This is a genomic window from Acinetobacter sp. CY17, assembly GCF_059515825.1.
Genome location: NZ_JCAKMX010000005.1, coordinates 54,382 through 69,903, shown reverse-complemented (window position 1 = coordinate 69,903; position 15,522 = coordinate 54,382). Strand labels below are relative to the sequence as shown.

At 39.8% G+C, this 15,522-nt stretch carries 12 protein-coding genes and 1 pseudogene; 3 read left to right on the top strand and 10 right to left on the bottom strand.

What is annotated here, in order from left to right:
• Window positions 1-41: 41 nt before the first annotated feature.
• Window positions 42-3,824: a hypothetical protein gene (locus AC5YCI_RS05320; RefSeq protein WP_496128720.1), complete on the bottom strand. Its 3,783-nt coding sequence runs from the start codon at window positions 3,822-3,824 to the stop codon at window positions 42-44.
• Between the two features lie 191 nt (window positions 3,825-4,015).
• Between AC5YCI_RS05320 and dhaK the strand changes: the two genes are divergently transcribed.
• The gene (dhaK, locus tag AC5YCI_RS05315; protein WP_496128721.1) at window positions 4,016-5,746 is read left to right on the top strand and encodes a dihydroxyacetone kinase subunit DhaK; all 1,731 of its coding nucleotides are present in this window, start codon (window positions 4,016-4,018) and stop codon (window positions 5,744-5,746) included.
• An 82-nt stretch (window positions 5,747-5,828) separates the two neighbouring features.
• Here dhaK and AC5YCI_RS05310 read toward each other — a convergent pair whose 3' ends face one another.
• Window positions 5,829-7,100 (bottom strand): glutaminase, encoded by a 1,272-nt coding sequence (locus tag AC5YCI_RS05310; protein WP_496128722.1) that lies wholly within the window; start codon window positions 7,098-7,100, stop codon window positions 5,829-5,831.
• A 93-nt stretch (window positions 7,101-7,193) separates the two neighbouring features.
• Window positions 7,194-7,671: pseudogene (locus tag AC5YCI_RS05305) on the bottom strand (peptide deformylase).
• 135 nt (window positions 7,672-7,806) lie between these two features.
• Here AC5YCI_RS05305 and AC5YCI_RS05300 point away from each other — a divergent pair.
• Window positions 7,807-8,952, top strand: a complete 1,146-nt coding sequence (locus AC5YCI_RS05300; protein WP_496128723.1) for a GGDEF domain-containing protein — start codon at window positions 7,807-7,809, stop codon at window positions 8,950-8,952.
• 81 nt (window positions 8,953-9,033) lie between these two features.
• On the top strand, window positions 9,034-10,335 hold the full coding sequence (locus AC5YCI_RS05295; RefSeq protein WP_496128724.1) for an MFS transporter: 1,302 nt from the start codon (window positions 9,034-9,036) through the stop codon (window positions 10,333-10,335).
• Here AC5YCI_RS05295 and AC5YCI_RS05290 read toward each other — a convergent pair.
• The 7 genes from AC5YCI_RS05290 to AC5YCI_RS05260 form a co-directional block, all read right to left on the bottom strand.
• Entirely contained in the window at window positions 10,250-10,555 is a 306-nt protein-coding gene (locus tag AC5YCI_RS05290) for a hypothetical protein (RefSeq protein WP_496128725.1), read from the bottom strand. The genes AC5YCI_RS05295 and AC5YCI_RS05290 overlap by 86 nt on opposite strands.
• A gap of 2 nt (window positions 10,556-10,557) precedes the next feature.
• Window positions 10,558-12,639 carry a DEAD/DEAH box helicase gene (locus tag AC5YCI_RS05285; RefSeq protein ID WP_496128726.1) on the bottom strand — a complete coding sequence of 694 codons (2,082 nt, stop codon included), beginning with the start codon at window positions 12,637-12,639 and terminating at the stop codon, window positions 10,558-10,560.
• A 49-nt stretch (window positions 12,640-12,688) separates the two neighbouring features.
• Entirely contained in the window at window positions 12,689-13,237 is a 549-nt protein-coding gene (pnuC, locus tag AC5YCI_RS05280) for a nicotinamide riboside transporter PnuC (protein WP_496128727.1), read from the bottom strand.
• A complete protein-coding gene (locus tag AC5YCI_RS05275) occupies window positions 13,234-13,746 on the bottom strand; it encodes a hypothetical protein (RefSeq protein ID WP_496128728.1) in 513 nt (170 codons plus the stop codon). The genes pnuC and AC5YCI_RS05275 overlap by 4 nt, the downstream gene beginning before the upstream one ends.
• A gap of 142 nt (window positions 13,747-13,888) precedes the next feature.
• Window positions 13,889-14,227, bottom strand: a complete 339-nt coding sequence (locus AC5YCI_RS05270; protein ID WP_496128729.1) for an FKBP-type peptidyl-prolyl cis-trans isomerase — start codon at window positions 14,225-14,227, stop codon at window positions 13,889-13,891.
• 37 nt (window positions 14,228-14,264) lie between these two features.
• The gene (locus AC5YCI_RS05265; protein ID WP_496128730.1) at window positions 14,265-14,891 is read right to left on the bottom strand and encodes an MgtC/SapB family protein; all 627 of its coding nucleotides are present in this window, start codon (window positions 14,889-14,891) and stop codon (window positions 14,265-14,267) included.
• Between the two features lie 84 nt (window positions 14,892-14,975).
• Entirely contained in the window at window positions 14,976-15,506 is a 531-nt protein-coding gene (locus AC5YCI_RS05260) for a YaeQ family protein (protein ID WP_496128731.1), read from the bottom strand.
• Between the last annotated feature and the right edge of the window lie 16 nt (window positions 15,507-15,522).

Below are 15,522 nucleotides of genomic sequence, written 5' to 3'. Positions count from 1 at the left end.
TTTAGAAATAAAAAATCCCCTCGAGTGAGGGGATTTTTTAATCACCATTCAAATCGCTCATTTCGTTGTTTTTCATTTTCTTCATCTCTTTGAGCTTGTCTATCAATAGCAATTATCCACTCTTTTTCTTTAGCAATGATCAGCGACTCTAATTCTGGAAATATTGGTACTATTTTTTCTTTCAAACTTTGTATAGATGGTAATCTTCTAGACATTTCTTGTGACCAACTACCACTTGCTTGTGTAACCTTAAATATTGATTCATTAAACAAGTGTTCTAGCAGGCTTCCCCTTTCTTCTGACAATTTTAATAACTCCACTAATAAATCTAGCCATACAATCTTACTTTTTGTTTCACCTGTAGTTTCCTCTTGATAATTTTTAACACAAAATAATCTAGCATTTTCTATCCAGAATTTGATTTTGTCTTGATCTTTATCTATCCACTTCAGTACATCACTTGAATCAGCAAAAAACAAAACTTTATTTAAATCACCCTTCCAAAATTTTGATAAAAACTCCTCACCCTCTAAAAATTCTTTTATAAATTTGATTGTGTTCGTCTTTATTAATAATTTTAATATCTTAAATTTTTTATTCTCCCTATAAAGAGAAATGTATCGCTCACCATTAAAATAATCTCCAACATCTTTAAATATTTTATCTTCAAAATCCTCACCACAACCTAATAATACTTTTAAACCATCCTCATAGTGATTGAAGTTACTCTCACTACTAATAAATTCAGGAACATTGCCTAATAAAATAGGTTGATATTTCTCTGATAATTTTTTTTGAAAAAAACACTCCTCAAGTAACTCATAATGAGCTCTATCCCATTTTTCTAAATCAATTAGCCTATCTATAAACAGCTCAAATATTTCATTACTTATTCTATTATGATATTTAAAACCTGCCAATCTTGGCAATTGAGCGATATTAATTTTATCTTGCTTGAAAAGTTGGTAAAAATACTTAAACTCTTCATCATTTTGACAACTATCAAAAATCATATGAGGAGCTATATTCCTCAAAATAGTGTGATCCAATAAAAAATCTATAAATTTTTCATAATCTTTCTTTGAATTATTTTTAAAACCCTTTAATAATCCCAATAAAAACTCAGAACTCTTTATATCTGCTTCTATATATGTATGCTGAATTATATCAATACAATTATCAACATTCTCAAATATATGAACTGTACTTTCACCTAACTGAATCAAATATTGATGTGCTAACCATCCACTACTTGCTTTAATCAATAAATCCAAATTTTCTTTTAAAACCTCAATATCCTTTAAATTTTCACCTAAATATTGGATTAACTTCTCATAAGAATTAAATTCAGGAATTTTAATTGCATGTTCATCATTTTCACTTTTACTCATTCTATAGATATCATGATCTGGAGCTAAAATATAAGTCTGTAATAGCTCTCGAACCCTATTTTTATTAGGTCTTAGCTCTTTTTCCAAATTTTCTAATTCTTGTAATAATTTAGGTGAATTTATTTCTAATTCATCTTTATTGAGGTTAATAATACTTAGTAGTTGTCTATGAGCTTCAGGAAAATATTTACGCTCATTAAATTGCAGTAAAAACTTTCTCACAAACTCAACTTTTCCACATTTCCAAATAATAGCTTTAAGATTGTGCGTAAAAATCTGTCGAACTTTATCAACATTTCGATTATCTAGTTCATCTAATATACTAAGTAAAAACTCAACCCAACTCCAAATCTCTCCATAAGTTTTCGGCTGATAGCCATATTCACTTAATTGAGCTCTTTCAGAATAATCTCTCAGTAGAAAGCCATAATCATTGAAATTAAGTGCTTTAGATAAGCAATCTAAAAGGATTGACTCGTAATCAGGCTTCATTTTTAATTGAGTGACAACTTCTTTTTTTTGCTCTAAATCAGCCATTGTTTCTGATGTATAGAGCCTAAATAATGGAGTTACTAAATCTCGAATAGAGTTGTTTCTTTCACCTTCTTTTTCATCTTTAGCAAAATAAATGAGTAAATCAAAAGCTTTTTTAAAGTTATGTGATTGATAAGATAAAGATCGAACTAATCTAGAAATTTCAACAAAATGAGTATTTTCCCTAGTTAGAAAACTAGGATCAGTATTATGCTTTTGTTCTAGTAATTCTAAAACTTGATCTTCAGCAATATGAGCAAGTAATCTAAATTTAACTAAATCCTGTGAATCATATCCATCATTTAAAAGTTTCTCTCCCAACCATCCACTAGAAGAAAACCATGATGTCACTAACTCTTGTACTTTTGGAACATCATGTAAGTAACTTAAACGTTTAATACAGGACATCTGCAAACGTACAGGCATATTTTGAATAAACTCATCTAGATGTCTAACTAACTTCTTTGAAATACATTCTTTAGCTAAATGATTTGCTAGTACATGCGGTAAAATAGCACGCCATGTCCCACGCTGTTGAACAATGTCTTTACTTTTCAGCTCTTCGATTTTTTCAATAGCATCATAACTATCAACTCTTGCGAATCTCGACACACAATCCAATTCAGAATTTTCTTCACCTACATCCTCTAAATTAAAGGAATAAACTAAAGCAAAATTTTGAGCAACTTTATATAACTCATCATCTCGCTGTCCTCTCTGCCAAAAGAGTCGTTCAAATAACTCAGAACTTGTAAGCAATGCTAAGTTATCAGTACGTTCAATATTTGAAGCAACTGCCAAAGCTAATCGATAGTTACCACCTGAGAACTCAGCAATTTTTCTTGCGTTTAAATCATTAATATGTGGGTAATGTCGCTCTATAACTTTTTTAATAATTTCAGGGCTATTTGGCTTTAATTTATAAACTTCTGTACTTTCTGGTAAATCGTCCTGAACATCATATTCAATAGTTAATAACGAAATTTGAGTATCTTGAATTTTTTTCGTTAAATTGCCATGTGTATCTTGGCCACAATTATCGACAATTAAAATATAGGGTTGCTTTTTTTGAATCAGCTCTTCAACAAAATGCTGAGGTTGTGGGTTAGGTGAATCACCAAAATCACAATACCAAACATTTTTAATATCTAGGCTATTGCTTCCAATGCGCTCATCGAAAAGAGCTTGAGCAAAGCGTGTTTTACCTACACCTGAGAGACCAACCAATCTTATAGAAGATCCGCCTACTGATAGTTTTTCTCGAATTGTATTGATACCATCAGTCACACTAATTTCATTTTTGTTAAAATCTTTAGGTACAATAACTTTAATATCTTCATCAACTAAATATTCTGCTTCAACTTTATCCTTTGTATTTGACCAATCATCGTAGCGTTGCCAACCTTCTAGCTTTTGCTCTGTAAAAAAGTATTTAGCTAAATCATCATGCTCTAAGCACACAAATTCAGATTCAAAAAATGAAGCTTCTCTCCATTCAAGCTCAATCATTAATTCTTTAGCTTTAGCATTTATATCTATTAAAGCCTGAGGGGACATCATCTTTTTTTCAGCTTTATTGTATGCTTCTCCCCAAAACTGATTTGTATATACCAATATTTTGGTTAGTGTGGGATGATCTCTTCTAGCTTTCTCTAGCATTTCTAAAAAGTCATCTTTATGGCTAGAAAGACTTGTAGAGTAAAACTTGGCTTGAAAGCCTATGACTTCACCCTCTTTTTCAATTGGATTTTTTTCAATGCCTGACTGATTTTTAAACCCAAACCATCCTTTTGGTAAATCAAATTCTCGACAAAATAATAGATAAGCAAACCATTCGAATGTCACTTGCTGATTATTTGAAAATTTTGCTGAAAAAATTTCCCAATTCGGTTGAATCATTCTATTTATCCTTTTTACTAGCTTAATGAAATTAAGTTAATTCAACTAAATATACAAGATACAAAAAATAGAACCTTTTCTAACCCATCACACCCAAATTATCCGTTTTAACATTATTCAATCAGCAAATTTCTACAAATTCCTGAATAATAGACTGCAAAATCTCCCCCGTCTAAAAACAGGTTAAATCCATGAAAAAACTCATGAACAACCCAGAACATCTGGTTGTCGACATGTGCCAAGGCTTTGTCCTTGCTCACCCAGAACTGACATTTGATTCCAACTATAAAATCATCGCAAAAAAACAAAAACACCAAAATGTGGCACTCATCAGTGGCGGTGGTAGCGGTCACGAACCTGCACATGCAGGCTTTGTAGGTCAAGGCATGTTAGATGCTGCCGTGTGTGGTGATGTCTTTGCATCGCCGTCGCAAATTCAAGTCTATAAAGCCCTACAGCAAGTTGCCACTGACAAAGGCGTGCTGATGATTATTAAAAACTATTCCGGCGATATGATGAATTTCCAGAACGGTGCAGCTTTAGCCACTGAAGATGGTATTAAAGTCGATTACGTCAAAGTGGCTGATGATATTGCGGTAAAAGATAGCCTCTATACGGTAGGTCGTCGTGGGGTAGCAGGCACAGTATTTGTGCATAAAATTGCCGGTGCTGCTGCAGCACAAGGTTTAGAACTGAGTGAAGTCAAAGCTGTGGCACAAAAAGCCGCGGATAGCGTTACCAGTTTAGGCTTTGCCTATAGCTCTTGTACCGTTCCTGCCAAAGGCACGCCAACCTTTACCCTTGCCGATGACGAAATGGAATATGGCGTAGGCATCCACGGCGAACCGGGGATCCGCCATGAGAAAATCTTGCCAGCAAAACAATTGGCACAGCGTATGGTCGATGATCTGTTCCTTGATCGTCCAGAACTCAGCGAAGTTGCCGTTATGATCAACGGTTTTGGTACTACCCCACTGCAAGAGTTGTATCTCTTTAACCAAGATGTTTGCCAATATCTCGCCAGCAAAGGCATCAAAATTTATCGTACTTTTGTGGGTAACTACATGACCAGTATTGATATGAACGGTGCTTCCGTATCCTTATTGGCATTGGATGATGAGCTCAAAGGCTATTTAGATGCACCTGCCAATACCCCTGCCTTTAAAATGGATGGTTCAGCTGCGCTGCCGCTGAATTTTGCTAGCGCTACAGATGCCAATGGCCTCAGTTTAAATACTGCTGTGGAAACGCATCCTGAACATGCCATCATTAGCAATGAACAATTTAGCATTGAAAATATGCGCTATGTGGTCGATGTAATGAGTGCCTGTATCATTAAAAATGAAGTGCCATTTTGTGAACTTGATGCCCATGCCGGCGATGGTGACTTTGGCATGAGTGTGGCCAAAGGCTTTAAGCAACTCAAACGTGAATGGCCAAGCTTATTGCAATACCAACATATGGATGAGTTTTTAGATCACTGCTCCATGATTATTATGCAACATTGTGGCGGTGCATCAGGACCCATCTGGGGGTCTGCGTTCCGTGCTGCAAGTAAAGCGATTGCAGGCAAAACAACACTATCAACGGCTGATTTTGCCGATATGCTCCAAGCGGCGGTCAAAGGCATTCAAACTACAGGTGAGCGTTCCTTTGGTCGTGGTGCTGTGGTGGGTGATAAAACCTTAATTGATGCCTTGGTACCATGTGCTGATGCTTGGTCTGCCAATACAGATAAAAGCTTTAAAGAGAATTTTATGCTTGGTGCACAAGCTGCGGTACAAGGTGCTGAAAATACCAAAAATATTGTGGCACGTATGGGCCGCGCCGGTACTGTTGGTGATCGTAGCCTAGGTTATCCAGATGCAGGGGCACATGGTTTGGGCGTCATCTTTAGCGATATTGCCAACCACGTTCAATAACGTGTTTGAGCAAACAAGCCTTGAATATTCAAGGCTTGTTTGCTTTAGGCCATAGTGACCCTCGTAAAAAATCCTAAACACATTAGGCTTTTTTATGTTTAAGATATTCCTCTAATGTCTGCTGAGTCACCTGACGTTTATGGCCTTTCAGCTGCGCTTCACTGAGTATGCCTTCGGCGTCAAGCACAGTCACAGGATGACCATCTGCTTGTAAGCGTTTTAACCCTTCAAACAACATACGTGCCCCCACATCATGCACCAAACTTACATTCGTTAAATCTAAAATAATGGCATGATCTGCCACAGGTTCAGCTTGCAAGATACGTAACAGCATTTCTGATTCGGTGAATTGCAGCACACCGCGTAGTTCAAACACCACGGTACCGTCAGATTGCACACTGCGGCTCTGTACAATGGTTTGTGCCGATGGTGTCCCTTGCATCAGATGTAAACCCATGTCATGCGATAAACGCTCAAATATTTTCACGCCACGGACACTGTTGCCATGTTCATCGATTTTGGGTGAAAACACGGCAATCCCTACTTGCCCAGGCAACACCCCAAAAATCCCACCCGCCACACCACTTTTGGCCGGAATACCAACGGTACTTAGCCAATCTCCGGCAGCATCATACATACCACATGTCATCATGACACTTAACACTTGGCGCACCACAGCGCCATCAAGCAAGCGCTCACCTGTAATCGCGTCAATTCCACCATTGGCAAGCACACTGCTGATACGGGCTAAGTCTTTGACCGTGACTAAAATCGCGCATTGCTTGACATAGCCATGCACAATCTCCACAGGATCTTCTGTTAACACCCCAACCGTCCGCAACATATAGGCAATGGATAAATTACGAAATGCTGTCTGAATCTCAGATTCATATACGCTTAGATCAAATTTTAATTCACGCCCTGCCAACCGACTTAAAAATTGGCGCAGTTTTTCTGCCCGTTGTTGGCCTTTTTGCACCGTAATTAACGCATGGGTGGTAATGGCACCTGAGTTAATCATTGGATTTTTGGGGCGTTTGGTTTCTTGGTCTAAAGAAATTTGATTAAATGCTTCACCTGAAGGTTCAACATCAACTTTCTCCAAAACCGCTGTTAAACCCAGTTGTTGCAGCGCTAACGCATAAGCAAAAGGTTTAGACATCGACTGAATGGTAAATTCAACCTCATCATCACCACTTGAGTAAATGGTGCCATCAACCGTGGATAACGCCAAAGCCAAGCGCTCAGGATTGGCTTGCGCCAGCTCTGGAATATAATCTGCCAACGCACCTTGGCTGTTGCAATTGCATTGGGTTAATACGTGGGCGAGGTAATCAGGGACAGGCGTTTGCATCGTTCATCATCATTATTGTTATGTATTTAACATAAACCCTGACTTAAGCTGTGCCAATAGCTACAAGGCTGGACTTACAATTTTATCACATGGCTATAGCGCTGCTTCAGTCAAACGCTGGTGAAATAAAATCCCATCTAAATGATCAATTTCATGCTGCACCATTCGTGCAGGAAAGCCCTGATATTCAGCGCTATGCATCTGCCCGTTTATGTCCGCCTAACACACTTGAATAGAGGCACTACGTGCCACCTGTCCACGCTGCATGGCACACTTAAACAGCCCTCTGCAGCTAACAACAGCTCATTTGAGCGATGGGTAATCACTGGATTAATCATCACCACTGCTGCCATTTCTGGTGCATTTGGGTAACATGGATTAGGGGATGAAGCTACAATAATAATGCGTTTGGAAAGATACACTTGCGATGCGGCAATACCACCCCCATGACGTACAGAGTACTTTGCATTTGTGCCACATAAGCTCGCAGCCCAGCACTATTAAATTCGTCTTGACTCAGCGCTTGTGCAAGCAGCGTTAAAATCGCTTCGCCTTGTTGGGCAACGTGCATGTCAATCTGCTTTTTTTAGTCGGTCAGCGCTTTATATAGATTTAATATGATATTAATTTGCACTTTGGCTTCGTATTTCCTACATGTTTTGTTGGTATAATCCAAGTGCTTATTCGATTGTAATGTATTTTTAGAATGCTCACGTCACAGTTGCATGCTTTTGGTTTTATTATTCCTAGTTTTTTGCTGTGTCTAGGCAGTGGAATTTTATGGATAGGACGTAGCAAACATATTGCCCCTTATGTGCGTTATTTTGCCTGCGTCATTGTGATGGCGGGTATCTTACAAATCGCTCAAGCGATCGCTATTCCGCAGCAGATGATCGACGTGCTGCCTTGGCTATGTGTATGGTTTCTACTGGCCATTAGTCTGATGACACATAGCATTTATTTACGTTTTAAAATTCGAACCCATTGGCCTTATGTAGTCAGTGTGATTATTTTAAGCATCCCGATCTTTTTATATTTTACGTATATTGACTATAGTTTTGAATCTCGTCTGAGTGCCACTATGGTGGCAACCTTACTGATTTTTGGCAATAATTTACGCGGCATTTTGACCAACCGTTCCCAACATTGGTTAGATCATTTGCTTAAGATCATCATTATTCTGATGTTGAGCTTTTTTGTCTGCCAAGTGATGTTTTTGGTGCTGATGGCCAACACGCTATGGTTAGATGCTTATGTGACCCTATTTTGGTCGAGCACACAATTTACCAGTCTATTTTTTAATATGGCAATTTTTTCTTTATTGTCAGGCTGTGCCGTGCATGATTCAATGCGCACCTTAAAATATGAGCTTAGCATTGATCCATTAACTGGCTTATTTAATCGGCGTGCCCTCCATGAAAAACAAAAATTATTTCGTGCTTTACCTGAGGCACCTTATGCCTTGTTATTGTGTGATTTAGATCATTTTAAAAAAATCAATGACCAGTATGGGCATGCGATTGGTGATCTTGCCCTGCAGCACGTCAGTCAAATTATGCGCACGACTTTACGCCAAAATAATCGTATTATTCGTTTTGGTGGTGAAGAGTTTCTTGTGGTGTTGGCGGCCCCAGCTGATTTAGCCTTAGAAATGGCTGAATGTCTGCGTCATAATATCTATCGTCAGCCTTTATATTTACCCGAACAAGAAATTAGCATCACCATTAGCATTGGGGTAAGTTTTTTTGACGCGCCCTGTGATTTAGAACCTGCCTTACAAGATGCTGACCTGATGCTGTATCAAGCGAAAAAAATGGGCCGCGATCAAGTGGCATGGCAAATGGCCAGTTAATTCAAAAAACAGTTGTCGTATAAAAAATAATCCATCATGATTCAAAGCGATATGATTTCGTTTATCTTATAGAGAACATGCATGGACGCAAAAGATCGTCACACCCTTGGCTTATCGTCCTTAGGGGGCGCTTTAGAATTTTATGACTTTGTCATTTATGTCTTTTATGCCAAGATTATTTCTGAGTTGTTTTTCCCTAGCGGCTTGAGTCCGTTTTGGGCCATGCTCAACACTTATGGCATTTTTGCCGCGGGCTATTTTTTCCGTCCTTTAGGTGGTGTGGTGATGGCACATTTTGGTGACCTGCTTGGGCGTAAAAAGTTGTTTAGTTTATCTATTTTACTCATGGCCTTACCAACGCTTGTGATTGGCATCATGCCCACTTTTGAAAGCATTGGTTATGCAGCACCACTGTTGTTATTGCTGATGCGTGTGGTACAAGGCATTGCTATTGGTGGAGAAATTCCTGCTGCATGGACCTTTGTCTCGGAGCATGTACCGGCATCTAAAGTGGGTTTTGCTAATGGCATTTTAACCGCCAGTTTATCTTTGGGGATTTTACTGGGTGCGTTAATGTCCTTATGGATTTCGCTGCAATTTAGCGAAACCCAAATCTATGATTGGGCATGGCGTATTCCGTTTATTGTCGGGGGAGTATTTGGGTTATTGGCGATGTATTTACGTAGCTATTTAAAAGAAACCCCAGTATTTCAAGCCATGCAAGCCAAAAAACAATTAGCCAAAGAATTGCCAGTTAAACAAGTCTTAGCCTCGCATAAAACCGCAGTGGGGATTGGTATGTTAATGACTTGGTTTTTAACCGCGTGTGTGGTGGTGCTGATTTTAACCATGCCAAATCTACTAACCACTCACTTTGGCTATAGTCGTAGCCAAGCATTTAGCATGCAAAGTTTAGCCATTGTCATGCAAATGATAGGCTGTGTTGCTGCCGGTGTTTTGGCAGATCGTTTGGGTGCTGGGCGAGTCCTACTGGTCGGGGCAATGTTCGTTGCCACTATTGCCGGCATTTTCTATCAAAGTTTAGGCCATGCCAGTGAAACCAGCATCTTTATGCTGTATATGCTGCTGGGTTTAGCCTCGGGCACAGTGGGCATGGTGTCTTATGCCTTAGTCAAAATGTTCCCTGCAGCTATTCGTTTTTCTGGGATTTCATTTTCCTATAATGTGGCGTATGCCATTGCTGGTGGCTTAACCTTACCTGTGGTGCAATGGCTGAGTTTATATAGCAAAATTGGCGCGCTATATTATATTTGGGTGGTCTGTCTAGTCAGTGGATTTACGGCGTTGATTTATCGTCAATGCTTTGAAAAATCGAACAATGCGGTTCAGACAAAGTCAGCTGAGTATGATCACCAACCTTAAAATTTAAACGATAATGACGAAATTCCACTACGGCGTAGAATTGTTCTGCGCCGTCATCTAAACCACTTACATGCCATGTCGTGCCTGGTGGAAAATCGTGTAGCCACGGCGCAGCATAAAAATCTGCCACTGAAGCGAGTGCTAAATCAGGCGTTTCCATCAGCTTATGACAGACCTGTAAAAACTGCTGAATATGTTTGTGATGAAAGTCGATCAGCATGCTTATTCCAATAACCGTAATTTCTTTAATCGCGCTCGAATTGCGCCCACATTACGTTGCAAGCGCTGGGCAATTTCCTTTAATGGCAATTGTTCGAGCATAAAGGCATCAATTAAACGTACTTCTTCATCTTCATCCCAAGGTTGATAGGCCTTGGCTGCTGGCTGAATGCTTTGAATCTCGCTGGCTGCCAAATTAACCGTATTGCTTGCTTGTGGCTGTTGCATATGTTGATGCTTATGTACCAAATCGGTAATTTCTTGATAGAAGCCTTGGCTGTGACTGGCCAGAAGATATAAATATTCCTGCGCACGGGTCAGTGCGACATAGGCCAATTTACGTTCCGTGTCAGGCTCACGTTGAGCACGCGGCATGTGCTCTAACCCTAAGCAAAATACATGTTTAAACTCGAGACCTTTACAGGATTCTAGATTCAACACCTTAATGCTATTGCTGTCTAAATTGAGTTTCTTTTTGGCCTGTGAAGTCATCACCCATTCTAGTGGGGCTTGAGCACAATGCTGACTAAACGCTTGATTAAGCCCCTGTTCATCTTGTTTGTGTTCGCCATGATAGGCTCTTAAAATAGCAATCTCTTTGGCTGCGGTACCTTGCTGCAATAAACGTGCAACTTTTTTGGCAATAATTTCGAGTAATTTATGGCGGGCCGGCTCGTAGTGACTCATAGGATATTGCCCCATGCGGCATTCACCAGTATCTGGATTTAAGACCCGATCATAAATGTCTTGGCCTTGTAAGCTACCAATCTGCTGCGGATTCAAAAACTCACGCGCCACATCCAAAATCTCTTTGGTATTTCGGTAGCATTTAAGCAACTCAATCGGGCGTTTGCCTTGTACTTGTAAGCCCACCGACTTCCAACTCGGTTTGCTACGATTGAAAATATTTTGTGCAGGGTCATAGCAAAATAAAATGCTGTTGCTGACAGGATTGACCAATTGGGTTAACAGTTGAATCCACGCTTGGGAAAAATCCTGCCCCTCATCAATTAAAATCGCATCATAAGGATAAGTATTGGGATGCTCGGTTAAATAATCTTGCAACAACTTGACAATACGCTGCTCGTAATCTTCAGACGCCTCGCCCTGTTTAAAAGCAACATTCGCTTGGGTAATGCTTTTCACCACGCCATGGAAATTTTGTACGTCAATCGCTTGCGTCTCACCCAACATGTTTTTAATGTGGTTGCATAAGGTATTGTTAAAGCACACCACCAAAATTTTCCAGTCTGGGTAGATTTGGCGTAAATAACGTGCACGACTGGCCAATACCAAAGACTTACCACTACCCGCGACGCCTTTTAAAATACGATGCCCTTCCCCTATGTTTTTGGCCACACTTTCTTGTTGTAGATCGAGCGCTTTAAAATCTTGCGCTTGTGCTGTAAATAAATCTTCTTGTGCCAAATGATTGACTCGAATTTCAGGAAAAATCATATAGCGCAGCGCTTTTTCTTGCGCATAGCTCAAAGGATTAAACTGAAAGCTAAACCCCTCAAAAGCTGACTGCAAACGCTGTTTGGCTTGCTTACGTCGCTGTGCATCATTAAGATCTAATTCTAGCTCATCTTTAAATAAGGCTTTTTGTGTAGGCGTAATGGCCGGTGCTAATAAACCCATCTCATTGGCATCATGACGGGTGATGTTGGTATAAAACACAGCATAGGTCACCGGAAAAATCAGCTTACCTTGGTATTGCCCATGCGGATTAATAAAGGCGGCATTTTGTTTACACTGATTCATCAGTTTTAAGCTAAATTGACGCGCTTGTACATTGGGATTCGCCACTGAGGTGACTTGGCCATTTTTATAAAAAGTGCCGGAAAAATACAGCTTATCCAATTGTCTAAAATTGCTTTTTGACCAGTCTTTGACTTCAATTGCCAATAAACCCCACGCTGGATGCCAAATTAAAAAATCCGAATAACGCCCCAGTGCTTCAGGTTCATACCAAATGCAGACCTGATCCTCATCGCTAAATAAGTGTTCTAAAAATTTAAAGACTTTCTTTTCGCCAGCAGTGGCGTCAGTTTGGTTTAAGCTGCTTGGTATAAATTCGGCCATGATCGAAACACTGTATTTTCCCCACGCGAAATATACGCTAATTTTGCGTTTAATTTAAGCGGCTTTGCTGCCATTGCTTTAAGCCCCAAATGGCCAGTCCCACAAAAGCTGCATATAAGGCTGCGGTTAAAAAAAGTTGCTTATACATAAACATGCCCACATAAATCACGTCTAATACAATCCATAACCACCAAGTGGCAAGATATTTACGACTGGCCCAATACGTAGCCAATAGGCTAAACGCCACCAATTGTGCATCTAATAAAGGTAAGGCAGCTTGGGTAAAATAATGCAGGCTTAAACCAAAAGCCAAGCCCAATACAAAGGTAATACATAACTGCACTCGCGCAGTTTTGAATGCAATATGCTGTACCTGTTGGTTGTTGTGCGTTTTATGCCACGTTGCAAAACCATACATGGCCATGCCCATAAAAAAGCCTTGCAACACGGTTTCGGCATAGAGTTGATAGGTATAAAACAAATAGCCATACACGGCTGCGGCAATAAAATTAAACAACCAACATAAAATATGTTTTTTTACCGTTAAAGAGACTGCGATGACACTTAAAATGACCGCAAAGATTTCTAAACTGCTCATTCTAAATGCGCCATGGGCAATTTGAGGCGTTCATCCATATGTTGGCTGCTATATTCAGGATGAAACTGGGGTTTCCATAAACTCAGTTTATGCTCTTCGCCAAAACGATCGACATGTAACTGGAAGATGCCATAACGGCCAATATAATATTCATAAGATTGGCTGGCAAAGGTCAAATAAATGGACCATTCTTCTAAATCTAAACGACGCACTTCATGCTGAGTTTCTAGCGGCAATTTACTCAGTAAGTCATCCCGCATGGCAAACACGGCCCGCGAATCACGTTGCTCGATACATTGCTGCATAAAAAGGCGTGCTACTTCATCAAAGAGGATTTGTTTTTCTAAAAAAATTTGCGCCAATACATCGTCAATAAAACGCGCAGGCCCAGCCGTTAAAGGCGGGGTATAAGGCGCTTGTGTCATTGTACGACTGGTCAATTCTAAGTAGTGATACATCAATATCGCCAAGACCACAATTACAACGAAAATCAAGAGCATATGACCCATTGGGCAACCTATGTTTATCGCAAAACTTTATGGCGCTACTATAACGATTCTCAGGCAATAAAATAAACCTTATTTCAGCCTATCAGCGAAATATAATCCGCTTTAAAGGCCTAAGATCCAAACGGATCTTAGGCCTTCATGCTTAGTCGCGTGTTTTTACATCATACAACTCAATTTCAAAAATTAAGTTTGAATTGGCAGGAATTACGTTGCCCATTTTGCGCTCGCCATAAGCCAAATGTGCCGGCACGATCAGTTTACGTTTGCCACCCACTTTCATGCCCATAATGCCTTGATCCCAACCTTTAATGACACGACCTGTACCAATCACGCATTCAAAGTAGTTACCACGATCAAGTGATGAGTCAAATTTGGTGCCATCTTCTAACCAACCGGTATAATGCGTGGTAATTAACGCACCTTTGACCGCTTCTTTACCTGTCCCTTCAACTAGGTCAATGATTTGTAATTCGTTGCTCATTTCATATACCTCAACAAAAACGCTAGTATAAACAAGATTAGAAATTCAGTTCTTGAATATCCGGATCATTGAGTAAATATTCGGTTAAGCGTTGATGATTTGTTGCTGAACCAATCAAAATCCAACGGCCGCTAATACGATTTTGAGTTTTATGTTGGCTATTGCGAATGACTTTCAGCTGATAGGTTTTAAATAAATCTTCGTATTTGTCTAAGGTTTCTTGGTTATAGATACACACAATACGGTAAGGTCTGGCTTGGTTTAAATCTTCTATTTGTTCTTGCACATAAATTAAAATCGCCAGCACCATCATCACAATCACAGCGCTAAATACACTTAACATTTCATAACCTGCACCTACCGCCATGCCTAAAGCGGCAGTCATCCAAATCGTGGTGGCGGTGGTAATACCTGAAATGCGATTTTCTTCTTTAAAAATCACGCCTGCGCCTAAAAAGCCTAAACCAGTTAAAATATTGGCAGCTAAACGATCGGGATTGTCTACCCCAATTTTGATCGATAACATGGTAAATAAACAGGAGCTGACGCTCACCATAATCATGGTACGTAGCCCTGCCGATTTACTGCGATATTCACGTTCGGCACCAATGACCGCACCAATTGCTAAGGCCAGCACTAAACGATACATTTCTGCATCTGTCATGTTGTTCTTCTTATTGTGGATTTTCTTATAGTAGATATACAAAGCTTGGCGTTAAGATGCAAGTTTGCCTTAACGCCCAAGGCTTTATTTCAGCTGAGTCCATTCAATTGTGGCTTGCGCGTTGTCACCAATTAAGGTCCATTCACCATCCATGACATTGAGCTGTAATTGCATGGTACGTTCACACAGCGCTTGAATGGCGTTGGTTGTCGCTTCCGATAACTGCCACACTTCAACGTTTTTTAAAGTTTTGATTTTACTGCTACGCTTATACCATTCATCCACTGCTGAACCGTAGGCAATAACCGCCACTTGGTCGCAGCGTGCGCTGGCTTTTTTGACTTTATCTTCATCTGGCAAACCTACTTCAATCCATTTTTGTAATTGACCCGTAAGGTCTTTTTGCCACAGAGCTGGTTCATCAGTTTCAAATAAATCTTTGGTAAATTCTAAATGCTCATCAGCATAACGCGCATACGCCAAAATACGCACCATTAAACGTTCAATGGTTTCTGATGGGTGCAGTGCCATGGTCAGTTGGTAGTCGCCATACTGATGCACGTCCATATTGGCGATATTTAAGTCTGCCTTGTAAATGGTTGCTTTTAAAGCCATTGCTAAAATCTCCTGT

What these genes read in the sequence shown, in the direction of transcription:
- AC5YCI_RS05260 (WP_496128731.1), bottom strand. Translation starts at nt 15,506, where the DNA reads ATGGCTTTAAAAGCAACCATTTACAAGGCAGACTTAAATATCGCCAAT.
- dhaK (WP_496128721.1), top strand. Translation starts at nt 4,016, where the DNA reads ATGAAAAAACTCATGAACAACCCAGAACATCTGGTTGTCGACATGTGC.
- AC5YCI_RS05320 (WP_496128720.1), bottom strand. Translation starts at nt 3,824, where the DNA reads ATGATTCAACCGAATTGGGAAATTTTTTCAGCAAAATTTTCAAATAAT.
- AC5YCI_RS05290 (WP_496128725.1), bottom strand. Translation starts at nt 10,555, where the DNA reads ATGCTGATCGACTTTCATCACAAACATATTCAGCAGTTTTTACAGGTC.
- AC5YCI_RS05310 (WP_496128722.1), bottom strand. Translation starts at nt 7,100, where the DNA reads ATGCAAACGCCTGTCCCTGATTACCTCGCCCACGTATTAACCCAATGC.
- AC5YCI_RS05275 (WP_496128728.1), bottom strand. Translation starts at nt 13,746, where the DNA reads ATGGGTCATATGCTCTTGATTTTCGTTGTAATTGTGGTCTTGGCGATA.
- AC5YCI_RS05265 (WP_496128730.1), bottom strand. Translation starts at nt 14,891, where the DNA reads ATGACAGATGCAGAAATGTATCGTTTAGTGCTGGCCTTAGCAATTGGT.
- AC5YCI_RS05295 (WP_496128724.1), top strand. Translation starts at nt 9,034, where the DNA reads ATGGACGCAAAAGATCGTCACACCCTTGGCTTATCGTCCTTAGGGGGC.
- pnuC (WP_496128727.1), bottom strand. Translation starts at nt 13,237, where the DNA reads ATGAGCAGTTTAGAAATCTTTGCGGTCATTTTAAGTGTCATCGCAGTC.
- AC5YCI_RS05285 (WP_496128726.1), bottom strand. Translation starts at nt 12,639, where the DNA reads ATGGCCGAATTTATACCAAGCAGCTTAAACCAAACTGACGCCACTGCT.
- AC5YCI_RS05300 (WP_496128723.1), top strand. Translation starts at nt 7,807, where the DNA reads ATGCTCACGTCACAGTTGCATGCTTTTGGTTTTATTATTCCTAGTTTT.
- AC5YCI_RS05270 (WP_496128729.1), bottom strand. Translation starts at nt 14,227, where the DNA reads ATGAGCAACGAATTACAAATCATTGACCTAGTTGAAGGGACAGGTAAA.